The organism is Okeanomitos corallinicola TIOX110, from assembly GCF_038050375.1.
Taxonomy (GTDB): domain Bacteria; phylum Cyanobacteriota; class Cyanobacteriia; order Cyanobacteriales; family Nostocaceae; genus Okeanomitos; species Okeanomitos corallinicola.
In genome coordinates this window covers 3,710,440-3,727,803 of record NZ_CP150886.1, presented here as the reverse complement: position 1 = coordinate 3,727,803, position 17,364 = coordinate 3,710,440, and the positions used below count along the sequence as shown (strand labels likewise).

13 protein-coding genes and 1 tRNA gene are annotated in these 17,364 nt (G+C 37.4%); 7 read left to right on the top strand and 7 right to left on the bottom strand.

The window, feature by feature from the left end; all coding sequences use genetic code 11:
* The first annotated feature begins 206 nt into the window (after positions 1-206).
* A complete protein-coding gene (locus tag WJM97_RS16265) occupies positions 207-1,154 on the top strand; it encodes an IS630 family transposase (RefSeq protein WP_353929831.1) in 948 nt (315 codons plus the stop codon).
* Positions 1,155-2,001: 847 nt separating this feature from the next.
* Here the strand turns inward: WJM97_RS16265 and fetB are convergent.
* Entirely contained in the window at positions 2,002-2,778 is a 777-nt protein-coding gene (gene fetB, locus WJM97_RS16260) for an iron export ABC transporter permease subunit FetB (protein ID WP_353929830.1), read from the bottom strand.
* Between the two features lie 129 nt (positions 2,779-2,907).
* On the opposite strand from fetB, the gene WJM97_RS16255 reads away from it, so the two are divergent.
* Positions 2,908-4,056: a DegT/DnrJ/EryC1/StrS family aminotransferase gene (locus WJM97_RS16255; protein WP_353929829.1), complete on the top strand. Its 1,149-nt coding sequence runs from the start codon at positions 2,908-2,910 to the stop codon at positions 4,054-4,056.
* Positions 4,057-4,131: 75 nt separating this feature from the next.
* On the opposite strand, the gene WJM97_RS16250 is transcribed toward WJM97_RS16255, so the two are convergent.
* The 5 genes from WJM97_RS16250 to WJM97_RS16230 all read right to left on the bottom strand — a co-directional run bounded on the left by WJM97_RS16250 (position 4,132) and on the right by WJM97_RS16230 (position 12,287).
* The gene (locus WJM97_RS16250) at positions 4,132-6,546 is read right to left on the bottom strand and encodes an AAA family ATPase (RefSeq protein WP_353929828.1); all 2,415 of its coding nucleotides are present in this window, start codon (positions 6,544-6,546) and stop codon (positions 4,132-4,134) included.
* A 257-nt stretch (positions 6,547-6,803) separates the two neighbouring features.
* A complete protein-coding gene (locus tag WJM97_RS16245; protein WP_353929827.1) occupies positions 6,804-7,883 on the bottom strand; it encodes an ATP-binding protein in 1,080 nt (359 codons plus the stop codon).
* Between the two features lie 660 nt (positions 7,884-8,543).
* Positions 8,544-9,290 (bottom strand): DUF561 domain-containing protein, encoded by a 747-nt coding sequence (locus WJM97_RS16240; protein WP_353929826.1) that lies wholly within the window; start codon positions 9,288-9,290, stop codon positions 8,544-8,546.
* 116 nt (positions 9,291-9,406) lie between these two features.
* Entirely contained in the window at positions 9,407-11,227 is a 1,821-nt protein-coding gene (locus WJM97_RS16235) for an ABC transporter permease subunit (protein ID WP_353929825.1), read from the bottom strand.
* 109 nt (positions 11,228-11,336) lie between these two features.
* On the bottom strand, positions 11,337-12,287 hold the full coding sequence (locus WJM97_RS16230; protein ID WP_353929824.1) for an ABC transporter ATP-binding protein: 951 nt from the start codon (positions 12,285-12,287) through the stop codon (positions 11,337-11,339).
* Between the two features lie 272 nt (positions 12,288-12,559).
* Between WJM97_RS16230 and WJM97_RS16225 the strand changes: the two genes are divergently transcribed.
* The 4 genes from WJM97_RS16225 to WJM97_RS16210 all read left to right on the top strand — a co-directional run bounded on the left by WJM97_RS16225 (position 12,560) and on the right by WJM97_RS16210 (position 16,128).
* A complete protein-coding gene (locus WJM97_RS16225) occupies positions 12,560-14,053 on the top strand; it encodes a thymidylate synthase (RefSeq protein WP_353929823.1) in 1,494 nt (497 codons plus the stop codon).
* A gap of 72 nt (positions 14,054-14,125) precedes the next feature.
* The gene (locus WJM97_RS16220) at positions 14,126-14,971 is read left to right on the top strand and encodes a hypothetical protein (protein ID WP_353929822.1); all 846 of its coding nucleotides are present in this window, start codon (positions 14,126-14,128) and stop codon (positions 14,969-14,971) included.
* Between the two features lie 125 nt (positions 14,972-15,096).
* Entirely contained in the window at positions 15,097-15,522 is a 426-nt protein-coding gene (locus WJM97_RS16215) for a nucleoside 2-deoxyribosyltransferase (protein ID WP_353929821.1), read from the top strand.
* 57 nt (positions 15,523-15,579) lie between these two features.
* On the top strand, positions 15,580-16,128 hold the full coding sequence (locus WJM97_RS16210; protein ID WP_353929820.1) for a dCMP deaminase family protein: 549 nt from the start codon (positions 15,580-15,582) through the stop codon (positions 16,126-16,128).
* 25 nt (positions 16,129-16,153) lie between these two features.
* On the opposite strand, the gene WJM97_RS16205 is transcribed toward WJM97_RS16210, so the two are convergent.
* Positions 16,154-16,226: transfer RNA gene (locus WJM97_RS16205), tRNA-Arg, on the bottom strand.
* Positions 16,227-16,525: 299 nt separating this feature from the next.
* Between WJM97_RS16205 and WJM97_RS16200 the strand changes: the two genes are divergently transcribed.
* A complete protein-coding gene (locus tag WJM97_RS16200; protein ID WP_353929819.1) occupies positions 16,526-17,185 on the top strand; it encodes an Npun_F0813 family protein in 660 nt (219 codons plus the stop codon).
* The last annotated feature ends 179 nt before the right edge of the window (positions 17,186-17,364 follow it).

Here is a 17,364-nt window from a genome sequence, read left to right as displayed (position 1 = left end):
GTGGTGAACTTATATATGTTCGGTAATCCCTACCACAAAAACTACAGGAAAGTCAGTTTTAGTATTTGAATTTTCATTCAGTAACTAACAATAGCATAAAAATCAAAAAATGAGCAATATTTCTTCCCAGTTCCATGACTATTTTTGAGGTTACAGCACTTCCGGCTGTAATGAGGTACACTAGATTAAAATACAAATGCTTTTAAATGAAATCATACTCTGTGGATCTTCGAGAAAAAATAGTTGCTGCGCATATTCAAAAAAACATATCAATCAGGAAAGTAGCTAATATATTTTCTGTGTCAAAAAGTTTAGTACAAAAGCTGGTAAAACAACAAAAAATTGATGGAGATTTACAACCCAAGAAGCGAGGAAAACCACAATTTAGTCATCTGACAAATGCGGACATAGATTTAAGAGAATTGGTTGAAGCAAATTCGGATGCAACATTGATAGAATTGTGTGAATTATTTGCAGATAAAACTGGTAATTGGGTAGGTCGAAGTGCAATGTGTTCTGCATTACAGAAATTAGGATTAAATCGTAAAAAAAAAACAACGCGGAGTACCCAAGCAGGAACAGAAAGAGTTCTGAATTTAAGATTAGATTATTGGGATCAGGTCAAAAATATAGAGCCAGAAAATTTAGTATTTCTGGACGAAACTGGTATCCTACTTGGCTTAACGAGGACTCATGCCCGCTCACAACTAGGAGCAAGAGCTTACTCTGTCAAACCCTTTTATCGAGGCTCAAAGGTTACAGTAATTGGAGCTATTAGTATTAAAAAAGTAGTTGCATTAATGACAATGAATGATTCAATGGATGGCAACGCTTTTGAAGTATTTGTTGAAAAGTTTTTAGTGCCACAGTTATGGTCGGGAGCAGTAGTAGTAATGGATAATTTATCCGCACATAAACGAGATTCAATTGTGTCAATGATTGAAGCTGTTGGTGCTTCAGTTCTTTGTTTATCCTCATACTCTCCTGATTTTAATCCAATTGAATTATGGTGGTCACAACTCAAATCTTTCTTACGTAGCTTTACTCCAACCACAACAGAAATGGTTGATAAGCTAATCTCAGTTGCACTCGACTTAATAAATCCTCAACATTTAAGAAACTGGTTTGCTAGTTGCTGCTACTGTACCTCATAACAGCCGGAAGTGCTGTATTCACTGATGATGATATTTGCAAGACAATCGCAACTATTGATTGATCCGATGATTGCTGAAATACCAAAACACAGTCCATTGCCACAGTTTACTTGATCAAAATAGTTATAAGAAAAACAAATATACTTACCAATATTTGCATCAGTTTAATTGAATTAAAGCTTAGACATTGATACTTTGCTCCAGTTTGTGGGTATCCTCATATTATCAGGGGCGAGCCGCTGTTTATTGTTATTTACCGCAGCACACATTTATTTATGAAAAACTCAGAAAATGAACACTTAGTTAAGCGAAATCAGCAAATAGAACTTAAAATCAGGATTATTACGTATATTTCTCTATTGACATTTGGCGCTTCTATGATTGTTAGTGGGTTTCATACAGTGTTTGAGAGTTGGGAACAAGCTCAAAAACCTACCCTTAACCCAAATACAAGAAATTTTAACAATTAGTTGGAAACTAAAGTAACATTAAAAACATCAAAAATCAATTACTGAATAATCACTAATTTTTAATTAGTAATCAAATCAGGTTTGAGTCTCTAATAATTGGAATTAAGAATTAGTATTGGTAATATCAGACTACCTAATGGAATTATCATCAGACTCTAGCAACTGTTAATGGGTATGAGTAAACCTGGTTTTCATTATGGAAGTGATTGAATTATCAATAGATAAGTGACATTGTCAAAAGGCTACAGTTATAGTTTTAAAAAACTTATTCTGTAGCCATTTTTTATATTTCCAAATTGAGGTCAGCAAATTATCAAATAAAGCAAAATTGATCTGATTCAAAATTACAAATTGTGGGCATAAATTCCACCTTATATTTACCTTACCAACTGCATAGCAGCATTAAAAAACTGACGAGATAAACCTTTAGTTACAAAAATAGTCGTTAACAAATTAACCACAGCTACCATAAAAATAATTAAAATTTCATAGGATACTGCTTCTAAAGCGGATACTCCAGCTAATAATTGTCCACTGGTAAAAGTCGGTATTGTCACCATGCCAATCAGCATCATTTGATTCAAAGTGGGTAGAAATGCAGCTTTGATAGCGTCTTTGCGGTATTGACTAACAGCTTGTTGGGGTGTTGCACCTAAACTGAGGTGTGTTTCTATTTCTGTCGGAAATTGATTGATGGCACTGACGAGCCTTTCTCCTGCTACTGCGGCAGCATTCATGGCATTGCCGATTAATATACCACCAAGAGGAATTAAATAACGTGGTTCATACCATCGCTCAGGTTGGATAATCAAAAAATTGGTATAGAGCAAAATTAGGGATGTACTGACAAAAATTACTACCCAAACTAAAGGCAGTACCAGAGGAAGTTTAGGGCTGATCCGATTTCGTGCGACAATCGCCGTAATTGTGAGAATGATTGTTAAAATTCCCACAACTGCCCAAATATTATCAACGGCAAAAATGAAGTCTAAAACGTATCCTAAAACTATCAGTTGGAGGATGGTTCTACCGGTGGCAATAGCTAAGTTTAATTCTAGTCCCAATTTTTCCCAGACGGATAAACCGATGGCGATCGCCATCAAAGCTACAGCTAATACCAAATCCACAATATCTAATTTAATCAAATCCGCCATGTGTTGATCTAAATCCTGAGATATCCTACTAAAAACAGCCTACACAGCAATAATTAAAAATTCAAACTTCAGACAGCAAATCTCACCCCTAACAGGGTATCTTTTGTATCTCCCCATAAAATAAGAACTATGATCCAAAGTGTAAATTCCGTTCCCGCATTTGATATAAAACAGCAATATGCAGCTATTGAAGCCGAAGTTAGTCATGCTGTTCTAGAAGTTCTCAGTTCTGGACGTTATATTGGTGGTCCAGCGGTAGAAGGGTTTGAACAACAGTTTGCGGCTTATCATGGTGTAGATGAATGTGTAGCCTGTAATTCCGGTACTGATGCTTTATATTTAGCCTTGCGTGCTTTAGAAATTGGTGCAGGGGATGAAGTTATTACCTCACCTTTCAGCTTTTTTGCTACTACTGAAGTAATTAGTGCTGTGGGTGCAACACCTGTTTTTGTAGATGTTGATGCTACTACCTTTAATTTGGATGTTACCCAAATAGCCGCAGCTATTACACCTAAAACTAAAGCTATTATCCCGGTTCACCTGTTTGGTTTACCTGTGGATATGACTGCATTGATGGCGATCGCCCAAGATCATAATTTAGCAGTAATTGAAGATTGCGCTCAAGCCACCGGTGCAAGTTGGAATAATCAAAAGGTTGGTAGTATCGGACATATTGGTTGTTTTAGCTTTTATCCTACAAAAAATCTTGGTGGTTGCGGTGATGGGGGTGCAATTACAACTAATGATAGTGCGATCGCTGCTAAACTACGGGTATTACGAGAACATGGCAGCAAAGTCAGATATATTCACGAAGAAATTGGAGTCAACAGTCGTTTAGATGCCATTCAAGCCGTCATCCTGCAAATTAAACTCCGCTATTTAGACATTTGGAATAAACAAAGGCAACAAATAGGTGCTTATTATTATCAATACCTTAGTCAAATTCCTGGTATTATTCCTCCTCAAGAATTACTAGGAGGGGAAGCCGTTTGGAATCAATATACCATCCGCGTTTCTAGCGAAGACAGAAATGGTGCAAGTTCCAAATATAGGGATTGGGTAAGAACTCAGTTGCAAGATCAAGGAGTAAGTACCATGCTTTACTATCCTCGTCCTTTACACTTACAGCCAGTATATGAAAGTCTAGGTTATCAACCAGGACAACTACCAATATCAGAGCAAGCCTGTCATCAAGTTATCTCTTTACCCATGTTCCCAGAACTAAAACAGGAACAGCAAGATAAGGTTATTTATGCGTTGAAAGATTGTTTCAGTTAAAACAGGTGACAGTTAAAAGGGAGAGGTGAAAAACTTCTCCCCAAACTCTCTCTGATGTGGAGAAAGATATTGATTTTACTCCTCCTCTAATAATTGTTCTATAAATCTTTTTACTAAAGAAACTTGAAAATCATTACCTGCGGGAGTGAGAATTCCTTTTCGCATTAGTTTTTTTATAACTCCTTTATCTTTTTGGGTGGAAGTTTCACCATAAATTAAACGTCTAAGAAAATCACGGTCTTTATCTTGTAAACTTGTCCATAATTCCCGAAAATATTGATCACCTCTTTCTACAACTGTATCAATAATAAATTCAACATCTTCATAAGTGACTTTTGCTGTTTTCGGTTCGCGTCTATTTCCTCTAATTTCACGGTTAATTAATTCAACCAATTCATAACACACCAACTGCACTAAATATGGTTGACAGTGAGTTAATTTAATAATCCCATCTACCGCAGCATCTTCATAAATTGCCGGAAATTCTTCCACAGGTTTTAAAATTAATTCTTGTGCTTCTGACTCTTGCAGGTAAGTCATTCTTAAAGCACGAGTATTTATTAAATAATCACTCCAATAATCAGGAAGTTCAGATAATTGATGTGAACCACTAAAAAGTAAAGTCCACTTTTGTTGATGTTGGATAATATTACGAATAAAATTTAAAGGCGCACGACTGTTTGTGGTTTCTACAACTTCGCTGAGACGTTCAAATTCATCCAAACAAAGCAGAAACTTTTTATCAGGATAACTGCGTTCTATATTTGTAAACCAAGTTTGTAAAGCGGGGAATGGATCTTTTTTTAATTCCTCCTTATCTGGATAAGGTAATGATATTTTACGGGGTAAACGTTGTCCAGCTTCAATAATTTGTGTGGCGAGATTTTTTGCTAAACCTGTTAAAGTTGTCGCTGCTGCTGTTCCTTGCAAATCTACTAATAAAGGAATTATATTGGGTACAATTCTGTGGGGTAAATATTTGAGGGCGGAAGTTTTCCCGGTTCTGCGTCCACCAAAAAGTAATAACACTGGTCGTTGTTCTGAAAGTGTCAAATTTTCAATTTCTCTAAAGATGTCAATGCGTCCTTTAAAACGATTTTTGGCGGTTTCTGGGTCGAGGGAATTACCAGCAATATAAACTTGGGGTATTTCTTGGGTTTTTTCTGCTTGTTCTTTTAAAGTGCGTTGTCCTGTTTCCAGAATGCTTAACCAGCGTTCCACTACTTTGCTAAACTGAGTAGTGAATCCATAATTTCTATTAAAAGCGAGATTTTGTTTGAGTGCTTGTAAATCTTTAATAGGAATATTTAATAATTCAGATTTACGATAAGGTGAAGTAGCTTCATCTGCTGCTCTGACAGCTTGACTAATTTCTAAAAATGGCAGTAAAATATTATCTAATCCTTTCGGTGTTTGGGAAATTTTCAGAATAGGTTGATTAGTAATGGCGATAATATCACTAACTCTTTGAAAACGAATAAAAGTATCTGCATTAATATCAATAATTACCCTAGATGCTAGTTTTTGCTGATTGGTATAAGAAATTAAATAATCAAGAGTTGCTTCAGCAAACTGGGGATGAGTTTTATAAGTCTCAAAAATCATTTCATCTAAGAATGGTAAAGGCAAAATAATCAGTTCATCAAAAAAGGGGGGGGTGAAACGTAAATAATAATTAATAGACTGGGGTTGCCAACGAGAACCTAACCAACAAGTAAACATCCATAATATTTCTGGCAACCAAAAATAAACCCGCAGCACACCTAAAACCCAGGCCACGCCGAACGCCACGCCGAACGCCACGCCTACCGCCACGCCTCCCGCCACGCCTACCGCCACGCCTCCCGCCACGCCTCCCGCCACGCCTACCGCCACGCCTACCGCCACGCCTCCCGCCACGCCTCCCGCCACGCCTCCCGCCACGCCTCCCGCCACGCCTCCCGCCACGCCTCCCGCCACGCCTCCCGCCACGCCTACCGCCACGCCTACCGCCACGCCTACCGCCACGCCTACCGCCACGCCTACCGCCACGCCTCCCGCCACGCCTCCCGCCACGCCTGATAAAAATCTAAATGCTAAGAAGATGATAAGGATGGAAAAAGCAAGAGTAACTAATCTAGTTTTGCTATTACCGCGTACAACTATCAAACCAATCAACCAACCCAACAAAAAAGGGCAACTGCGAAGCCAATTAAAGTTTTCACCACTAGCTAGAGTGTAAATTGGTGCGACAATTAGTGTTGCCAATATTGGGACTATGGCAGTTAACCAAAAAACCTGTTCAGCATAGCGACGTAAGCGGGGATTAGTGCTGAACTCAGCCTGTTTATCAAAGGGGTTATCTCTGGGCTTGAGTTCTGGATGGATATCCCGTAACCAATTTTCAAAGGTGTAAGGTTTGAAGTAAATCCAATAGAATAACCTGATACATTCACCTATATAAGTTTTAAATTTAGCGATTGACTTTTCTTTTGTGTTTTCTTGACTCATCCTTGCACCTGGAAATAAATCTGTTGATAACTTTGATTTTTGACAAATACTGAACCTATGACTATAAATATTGAAATGGTGTGTTATGTTAAGTCCGCTTGATTACTGATAATTAACCCGGAATTACCCCACCCCGCCAAAGCTGCGCTTTGTCTCCCCTCTCCGCTTGCGGGGAGGGGATTAAGGGGAGGGGTGCAATGACTGTGGTAAAGATAACTAATTTCCTGGACATGATATTAGATTTTCGTTAAAACACTTTACTTGAGACCCAAACTGTTACGGATAAAATCCCAAACTTCATTCAAGTTCAACACACCCGCAACAACCAAAGCGAACATAAATAAAATCACTAACCCAATAATCCAATTACTAATATCATCTACGCTACCACCAATAAATTTAGGAATTTTCCCCAAACGCACTGGTAAATCCCAAACTAACCAACGCACTCGCCGTTTCCAACTTCGGGAATTTAATTGAGATGGTAAACGTTTAGATTCATCATAAAAACGTTTTTTTACCCATTCTTTATCATGCCCATGCTGACGTGCTTCACACACCAAACCACCAGCTATTTGTAGTAAAAAAGGATGATTTAACCCTAGTTGTTGAGTTAAACGCTGTTCATCCATACTCAAAGCAGGTTGCAAATTATTGTTATTTTTAGCTGGTAGAAGTAGCAAGTCTTTTACCTCATCTTCTTTGAGTTCAACTAACTTGATGACATGACCCAAATTGAAAAAAGAAGAGGTGAATTTATACTTTTTGCTGTAAAAATCTAACTTTTTTTGGGAAGCAATAATTAACATTAAGGTGTTGCTGTCCATTAAGGAACGCAAGTTGTCATAAAATCCATTGTTAAATTCACTCTTGTTTTCAAACAGCGTTTGAAAGTCATCCAAACACAACACAGGTAAAACACCCTCTTTTTTCCACTGTTTCATGGCTTCAGAAAAAGCTGACCTATCCAGGGGTGTAACTCGCAAAGGGTCACTCAAAGCCTGATTATTATTCACATTGGAAAAACTCAGCAACTCTTGAGCAATAGCTTGATAAAATTGAGTTTCTGCTTGACATTGAACATTTCGCAAAGATAGATAAACCACCACATAACGGCTAGGGTTTTGTACTCGCTGTTCCCAGGTCTGACAAAAGTGAAACAGCAAAGAAGATTTACCAATTCGTTTATCACCATATATATTAATACTGGTTGGTTGTGCGCCAGTCATCCGGGAAACCATAGGCTGTAACTCATCCTGACGACCAACAAACAACCTGGAATCTTCAATCATTCCCGCCGCCACAAACGGGTTAGGGGGAAGAGAATTTGTAGTCATTTTTAAGCAAGATTTATAACAATAAATTTAGATATTAGCACTTAAAATAATAAACCGAAAACTCTGTACAGAATAATTACTCTTGAGTTTCAATAAAGGTGAGAGGGTTGGGTGTGGGGTTAAAGTATCTCACCGAGAAGATTTATAATTTTCACTTATGTTAATTTGATTTTCATTTACATATTTAAAACTTACCACCATTTTCTCTTAACATTTTTTAACTTTTTATTGAGAATTATTTTTATTTACTCACGGTATTGCAATAGTTTCCGGCATTTGCTATAATTTTTCAAAATTTCATAATCAGGGTAAGTGTGTGCAATTTTGTAAAAATCAAAAATTGCCATTTTCAACTCCTTTGTATACAAGTATTTGCAAAATCTATACTTAAATCATCTTCAAAAAACACTGAGAGAAAATAGATATTACTCGCACCAATTTTAGGGGCAAATTTATCTAAAAACATTTATAGTACAAATCAACTCTTGACAAAAAAGCCTTTATAATCATCTGCGTTTTTTGTATCTAGAGTTTGCTAAAGGGAACAGGAAGCAGGGAAGGACAAGATTTTTATCTGTCACCTGTTACCCCTAAAGGGGTTCGCCACTTGTTTATGCCGGGAAACCCGTCCACCACAGTGGCTCACCTGTCACCTTATATTTATGCAAATGTACGAATATTAGCAGTAGCCAAAGCTTCAACCAAACCACGTACAGCCGCAATCATGGCAATTTCGCTGTTGAGTTGGTTAATAGCAGAACCCACACCCACACCAGCAGCACCAGCAGCTACAGCCAAAGGTGCAGTCACATTAGAAATACCAGAAGCACACAACACAGGTACAGAAACAGCGCGGGAAATTTCATAAGCAGCAGCTAAAGTAGGTGCAGCCTTTTCAATCAAACCCAAACTACCAGCGTGAGCAGGTTTGCTGCTAGTACCACCTTCAGTTTGGATGATATCAGCACCAGCTTTTACCAAGTCTTCAGCTAGTTGTACCTGTTTATCCAAAGTCAGAATGTGGGGAACAGTCACAGATAAAGTGATGTTTGGTAACAAAGCGCGGGTTTGGTGAGTTAACGCCAAAACTTCTTCCGCCTCAAATCTGCGTCCTTGGGCATAAAAAGCATCAAAATTACCAATTTCAATCAAATCAGCACCAGCAGCAACAGCAGCAACAAACTTTTCTGGTTCAACCGCAGAAACACAAACTGGCAGACTGGTTAAACTCTTAGCTAAATTCACTAAATCCGCATCAGCAGCAATATCAACAAAGGTTGCACCACCGAATTCAGCAGCTTTCACAGTAGCAGCAACACTTTCAGCATTAAAGTTATTTAAACCGCTAATTACTTTGAGAACACTGCGGTTAGCAAACGCACCTTGCAATTTAGGAAGCATGGTCATAATTCTTTGTTTGAATCTATTGAGTAGGAATATTTTTACACTATCTCGATGATTACTGCTAGAGGGGATTGGTGATTAGGTTATTCATTTACCCCATCACCCCATCACCCACTCACCTACCTGCTTGCTAATAATGCCTTAGTTGCAGACTCACCTAAAACTTGAACTTGTTTGTTGAATCTCCAATTTAACAAAGCAATAACCGTTAAATCAGCTAATAGTGCCATAAACATCGTTCCTAGAGTAGCTTCTTCTACAGCAGCCCAAGGAACAGTAGAAAATAACCAAGGAGTGGGATTTTGATGTGGTTGAATTTTCAAAACTGAGAACACAATCAATGGTAGAAATACAGATGTTGCAACACTACCAACTGCCCACAAATAACGTTTGGGGTTTTTCATCAATAACATTAATTGAGCAATGCTGGCATAAATAAGCATTACAGCTACAGATAAAGCTAGAGCAAGTAACGCTTTACCTTGTTCTCCATTGTTGATAGATAAATCTTTGGGAAAAATTGCCACCCAAATTATCAAAGGTGTGGCAGCAATGACAAGGTTAACAGCGACGGATAGGATAGCTGGGCTTTTTTCCCCTGAGACTAAATCTTGCCAAACAGGTTGTTTTGGCTGATTTTGATGGCGATATCTAGCCCAATCTTGGATATTTTGACGAATCGGTGAAATTACAAAAATTAAACTCAGCATTAAGGCAGCATTGATGATGATAAGTGCGGCGAAAATTTCACCTTTTCGACCATCTAATTTTTGCATAATGAAGCCCAAAAACATCACTTGGGTAAACGCCATAAATACATAACTTTGGGTTTTACTCAAGATGGTAGTTTGATGATTGCGAAAACACCGTTTAATTACTGCCCATACACCATAGGCACAGATTCCATAATTAAGTAAGTAAAATCCGATTAAACTGGCTACATTTTTGCCAATTGGTAAGTAGAAGAACTGTATTTGTTCTAGTGATGAATCTCTATATCTATTGAATAAATTGGGAAATAGATAATTGGAAATATCCCAAGGACTAAAAAACCTAAACCAAGCTAAGGGAGTATTAAAATCATTGTGATGAGGAGAATTTGATGCTATGATCATTGTCATAAACAAGAATAACAAAACTCCACCACTACCCAGCCAAGGTTGAAAGCTGCTAAACGAGCGACTAACTAAACCATATAACAAGGCTGCACTATAAAAGAAACCACAGCAACCAATGAGAATAGCGTAGTAACCAAGAATGTAACTAGAGGCGATATTGGCTGATTTTCCCGCCCAAAAATGTAGAGGAATAGCGGTGAGTACAAACAGATAAATTAAACTGGGAACACCTAGCATTTTTCCAGTTAAAATACTGGTTTCTGATTGGGGACTGAGGCGAAGAAAATTGAGTGTACCTTTATTTTCTTCTTTGGCTAGGTCACTGATGAGTAAATAAGTTCCAGCCACTAATAGTGTAAAGATAAAGATTACACTAAATGCTATAAAAATGTATTCCCAATGATCTCGCCACCACAATTGAAAGTTGATTTCATTGGGAGGACAAAGGTTTTTGAATAAGTGAGTCTGTAACTCGCTGATTTTTATGTCAATGTCTTTAATTTGTGCTTCTAAGTTGGGAATTATATTCTGATCTGAAAGCTTGATTCGTTGATAATTACTTAATTGTTGTGTAAGTTGAGATTGTCGTTGATAAAGTTGAGTTTCTTGCTGTTGCAATGCTGGCCAGAGATTACAGTAAGAACCTCTTAAAGAATATTTTTCACTGGGATATTGTCCTAACTGATATAAGAATACTACGAGTTGCAATAAAAATGAAGAAGCAACTGCAAGTAGTACATTAAGCGGTTTGAGTCTTCCTTTTAGTTCTCTAAATAGTTGAGGATTCCATTCACCTACTCTGTCTATAAAATTGAGCATCATAGAAAAAATCTCCAAGGTTGAAAATATAGATTTATTAACTGATTGAGTGTGGGGAGAGGAGGAGAGGGGGAGAAATATGTATCTTCTGAATTCAGAATTATGAATCCTTTTAAGATGCTTGTTTATGTCCTAATTTCAGGAATATACTTTCTAGGTCTTCTTGGGTACAATGAAAGTTAGTTAATGGGATACCGAGGCTAATTAGCGATCGCAATAACTCAGCCGCCTCTTCTTGACTTCCTGAAAAATTTACCCGCACACTATTCTGACTGTGTATTACCTCCCACTCTTCTATTAAGGAATAATTTTTGATTTCTCTGACCAATACATCTATGTTGCCCAAAGTTGAGATAAAAATTTGCTGCCTAGCTAAACGTTGATACAAGGTTTGCAATGAGGCGCTTTCTACTAAAAACCCTAATTCCATAATGCCCACGGAGGTACATAATTCAGCTAAGTCGCTTAAAACGTGGGAGGAAATTAAGATTGTCATCCCCGCTTCTCGCAAAGCTTTAATGATTTCCCGAAACTGCATCCTGGCAATGGGGTCAAGTCCAGAAACCGGCTCATCTAAAAGTAGTAATATCGGTTCATGGATAATTGTCCTCGCTAAACTCAAGCGCTGTTTCATCCCTCTGGATAGGGTAGAAATCATGCTGTTTCTTTTATTACCAAGTTGAATCAGTTCTAAAACTTCATGTAGCCTTTGAGTACGGCGTGGTTGTCGTAGGCGATATAAACGGGCAAAATAATCTAAATAATCCCAAACTGTTAAATCTTCATACAGTGGGTAATCATCAGGTAAGTAACCAAGATGACGCTTTAATTTAGGATTGCTTTTGTCTGGTAATAAACGTTCTCCACTAATATAAATCTCACCTGTAGTTGGTTCTTCAGCGGTGGCTAACATCCGAATTAAGGTTGTTTTACCCGCGCCATTGGGCCCGATTAATCCATAAACTTCACCCGTCTGTATTTCTAAGTCCACATCATTGACAGCAATGTGGCGTTCAAATTGCTTAGTGAGTCCAGTGGTACGAATTGCTATTTCTTTTACCATAGCTGCTGGGGTGCGGCTTGCATTTTACAGTTAAGCTAACCTATTGCTACAGGAATTTCTACTATCGTTTCGGAAATTGAAACTAGGTCACTAATTTTCGTATTTTATCGTATAAATTTTATCTCTGTTCTTGATTTTACTCTTTCACTGAACACAAATTTTAAAAAAAGACGGTAAAAATTCTGTCTTCGGTTAAAAAAAGCAAATAGATATGGTAATTTTCAACTTGGGAAATGCTATGTTTATGGTTATTTTTAGGATTCTCGTTAGAAATGATACAAAAATCACATATCACTCAATTTCAGTATGCAGCGCAGCATAAACCCAACCAGTTAATTTACGGAAGTGGACAAACGGCAATTATTACGGGTTGGACAGTGAAACAGGCGATCGCCAAACATCTACAAACATCAGATTATGCTGTCATTGGTCAGTTATACTCACCAACAAGGGGCATAAACTTACTTATTCGTAACCTGTTGTTAAATCCTCATGTTCGTTATTTAGTGATTATTAACGCTACTAAAGAAGATAGAAATGCAGGTGCTTCTCAGTGTCTATTAGACTTTTTTAATTCTGGTGTTGAAGAAAATATCAGTGATACTGGCCGCAAATCTTGGGTAATTCGTTCTCAGATTCCTGGATATATTGATATAGAAATTGATATTAATGCCTTAGAAAAATTACGTCAGTCTTTGGAAGTTGTAGAAGCAAAATCAATTTCCGAAGCAGTAGAAAAAATCCAATTTTACGCTCAAAAACCAACAATTGAACCTTGGGGAACTCCTTTAGAATTTCCCATGTTGACAATTGAACCCACAGTTTTACCAGGTACACGCTACGGACACAGAATAGAAGGTAAAACCATTGCCGAAACATGGGTAAAAATCATTCACCGGATTAAAACCACAGGTACAATTAGACCCACAGGTTATGATGGAAAATGGCAAGAATTAATTGATTTAATGGCAGTTGTCACCGAAGAACCAGAGGATTTTTATTTTCCTGAACCCAATTATTTACCAATAGATAGAAGTTTTTTAACAGAATATATTTCTCAAGTTTTAGATGATGCACCTAGTCGGGAAGGTGTGAAATATACCTATGGACAGCGTTTGCGTTCTTGGTTTGGGAAAGATCAAATCGAACAAGTTGTTGATAAGTTAATTGGAGAAATTGACGCTGCTAGTGCAGTTATGACCTTATGGGATGTCAAAGATCATGAAAAAGGTGGTAGTCCTTGTTTGAATCATATTTGGTTGCGAGTTGTGGATAATGAATTATCATTAACTGCAACTTTAAGAAGTAATGATATGTTTGCTGCTTGGCCAGCAAATGCAATGGGTTTAAGGGCTTTGCAAAAACATATTCGAGATCAAATTAATCAACGTTCTGAATATGATTTACGAATGGGACCATTGATGACTATTAGTCAATCTGCTCACATTTATGATGATACTTGGAGTAATGCAGAACAACTGATTAAACAGCAATATGCAGCTGTTTGCAGAAAATTAGATTATGCTGACCCAGCAGGTAATTTTTTAATAGAAGTAGCAAATGGTGAAATCGTAGTTACTCATACAACTCCTGGGAGTGGTGAAATAGTCGGTTGTTACTCTGGTAAAAATGCCTTGAAATTAGTTAGAGAAATTTGTACTGCTTCTCCTGCGATACGTCCAGATCATGCTGCATATTTAGGGATGGAATTACAAAAAGCTGTAGACTGTATTAAAATTGACAAGCCTTATGTTCAAGATCAATAACCGCTAACAAGCAACCATATTGGGAACGGTTGTAGAAAATTCTCATGCTGTCTAAAGGTCAGGGAGTATTTCATGTCTGTTTTGAGTGATCGAGATATTATTAGGGAGCTTGGTAAAGGGATATATTTTCATCCTCTTAAACCATCTCCCAAATCAAAACGTCTAAAAGGCAGCATACGTGCCACTGATTTATGCTTTACTGCTAGTGAAAATGCTTATTCAATAGGACTACAGCAACCCTTACTTATTCAAACAGAACCAAAGCCAGATAAGCCTAACGAAGAACAGAAATTTTTCTACATACCACCAAGAGATACTGCTTTGGTATGGACTGATGAATCAGTTTGGCTTAGTAATCAATTTCGAGGTCCACTTTATTCTGTAGTTGAACAAGCATCAGAGGGCTTAGGTCATATTGGTACAAGAGTTAATCCTTGTTGGGCAGGAGTTCTTTGTATACCCCTACATAATCTTTCAGATAAACCACTACGAATTGATGTGAGAAATGTTAACAAACCAATTGCCTATATGGCTATTGAAAAATTAAGTTCCTCAACTAATCCAGACTCCGATAACCCTGGAAGAATGGATTTGATTGAGGGAAAGCCAAATAGTCAAGCGATATCAGAATTTTATAATAAAACAGAAAATCTTTGGATGAAGGATAGCAGAAAACTTAGAGAAAAAATGATGTACGAATCAGAGGAATATCAAAACCTTAAACAAGATTTAAAAGATACATTAATAAGTTTTCTAGGTTCAAGTGAAGATACTAGATGGAATAGAGGAGGTATATTAGCAGCTACATTATTTGCGGGAATATCAGCTTTATTTACAGCACTTACTTATTTCAACTCTCCTCCAAATCCTAATCTCAGTCCAACGAATACAACACTAACTCCAAGCCCAAAGAAATAGTTTTCTTCAACTTCCTTCTTAAAGATATTCATATCTTAACTGTTGTGTTCCCTGAAAAAATTAATCTTTGGTTATTCAACACCAAAAGAAATAAACTAACTTGTAATGCAAGGTGATTTATAAAAATGTACAAAGTATATGTATCTGGTGCGCTCACTGATATTAAAAACCCAGCAGAAACTAAAGCACTGTATGAAAAAATAGGTGCTGTTTGTGAAGAAGTAGGTCTTCAACCTTATGTACCGCACCTACACACTGATCCAGTAAATAATCCTGATATTACTCCCCGTGAGGTGTTCGATAAAGATAAGCAGCAAGTAAGTATATCAGACTTGGTTATTGCTTATCTTGGTTCGCTTTCTTTTGGTGTAGGAATGGAATTAGCTTATGCAGAGAGTAACAAAATTCCCATTATTCTTCTGTACGAAACAGGAAAGCGGATATCAAGATTTCCTCGTGGTATTCCCACTGTGATTGCTGAAATTCAGTTTAATGATCATGAAGATGCTTTAAACCAGTTAAAAACCTTCTTATTAAATTGGAAGCAATAGAATATAAGATTTTTATTGTCAGCAAAGCAGTAGAATCAATTTTAAAATTAACAACCTATGCAAGATATTGACCTATCTCACGAACACCATCAAAGACCAACTTGGGATGAATACTTTCTCATGTTGGCTAAACTAGCAGCTACTCGCTCAACCTGTCTAGCTTTTCCAGTAGGTGCTGTAATAGTCAAAAATAAACAAGTAGTAGCCACAGGTTACAATGGTTCACCATCAGGATCTGCCCATTGTACAACTCAAGGATACTGCTACCCAGACTTAAGTAGTTGTGATGCCAGTAAAACCTTACCATCAAGGGCTGTACACGCAGAAGCCAATGCGATCGCCCAAGCTGCTAAATATGGTATATCAACAGATGGAGCTAGTATTTACGTAACTTTAGAACCTTGTCTATCTTGTTTAAAGTTAATCATTTCTGCTGGTATCAAAGAAATCTTTTATGAAACTTCCTTTAACAGCGCGGAAAAAGCCCAAGTCAGAGATTCCTTTATTCAGGAAAGCTTAGTAACAATACATCAAGTTCAGCTTTCTGAATTAGTAGCAACAAAAGCAGCAGAATCCTTACTAGGTTTGACATCCATAAAAAACTGAAAAACTCTTATTTGCTTGTTTTTAACGAGCGCGGCAGGATTCGAACCTGCGGCCGATTGCTTAGAAGGCAATTGCTCTATCCACTGAGCTACGCGCCCAAACCTAAAAATTAACTTTTTAGAAAGTTACCGTAAAACATTATATATCTTTTTAGCAGTAATTAGCAAGAGGAAAATAAAAATTTTCTATGTGTAAATTTAATGTATGCCATCATCTGTGAAAGAATTCTTTTCATGTAAATACTGATGTTCCTGAACCAGTATACTGGTAAAGTATTTGGCAAACGTCTAATTTTAATTCACCATAATATAAACTATTATACTTTTGGCCATATCGCCCAAAACAATGATACATCCCTTATCAAAACAGCCCCTCTGAGGAATTAGTTGCAAGTACCATGTTTATTCTTAAACGTCAGGATGTTGAAATATCTACTGTTCAGCACCCAACGAGGGATCAGCAGGTGCCGATCCTCAGTTATCAGGGGCAAACCTTTCGCTTAGTAAGTGTTTTCAAAGCTAGTCAAGAAGTAGAAGCAAAAGCACTATGGAGATCCCTTACCGATAATCGAGGTAAAGCCTGTGTTTTACTAGAAGAACCAGAACGCTTTAGCGTTTGGGGAAAAATCCGCTTGGAACAGTTAGGTACGGATACGGGTAGCCATAGTAGTGCTGAAATACTGACCTTAGCGAGTATCTTGTTGTTACAAGCAGTTTACATGGATATTGAAGATTTACTAGGTAATCGCCAAGTCAAGTTATTTGAGAAAGATATTACTGGGGTACTACAGCAAAAACAATTTCCCCAAGTATCTTCCCCAGAGTCAGCAAAAGCTTTAATCACCGTTGAACCTTCACAAATGCCAAAACTGCCTACTTGGCAAGAAACTCATGTCATTATTCTCCTGGAAGAACTGCACAAGCTAGGAAAAATATATTTTGGTGACACAAACTTTGCACATCAATTAGAGGACAGGCTACAAGACATGGAAGATGATGAACTCTTAGTTTTTCTCGCTTGGTTAAATCAGTCTCCACTCGGTAAACTTTGGCATTAGTATGGATATTACGGTAACTATTTGGTATTCAAAAATTCACTCTCAGTAGTTGCGAATAAATATTTTACAGCTACTAATCGTTGTTTTAGAATCAAATACTGCCTGATTTATCAACTATTACATACGACATTGATTGATTAACTCAAAATACAGCTACAGTGCATTTACCTGGTGAAAAC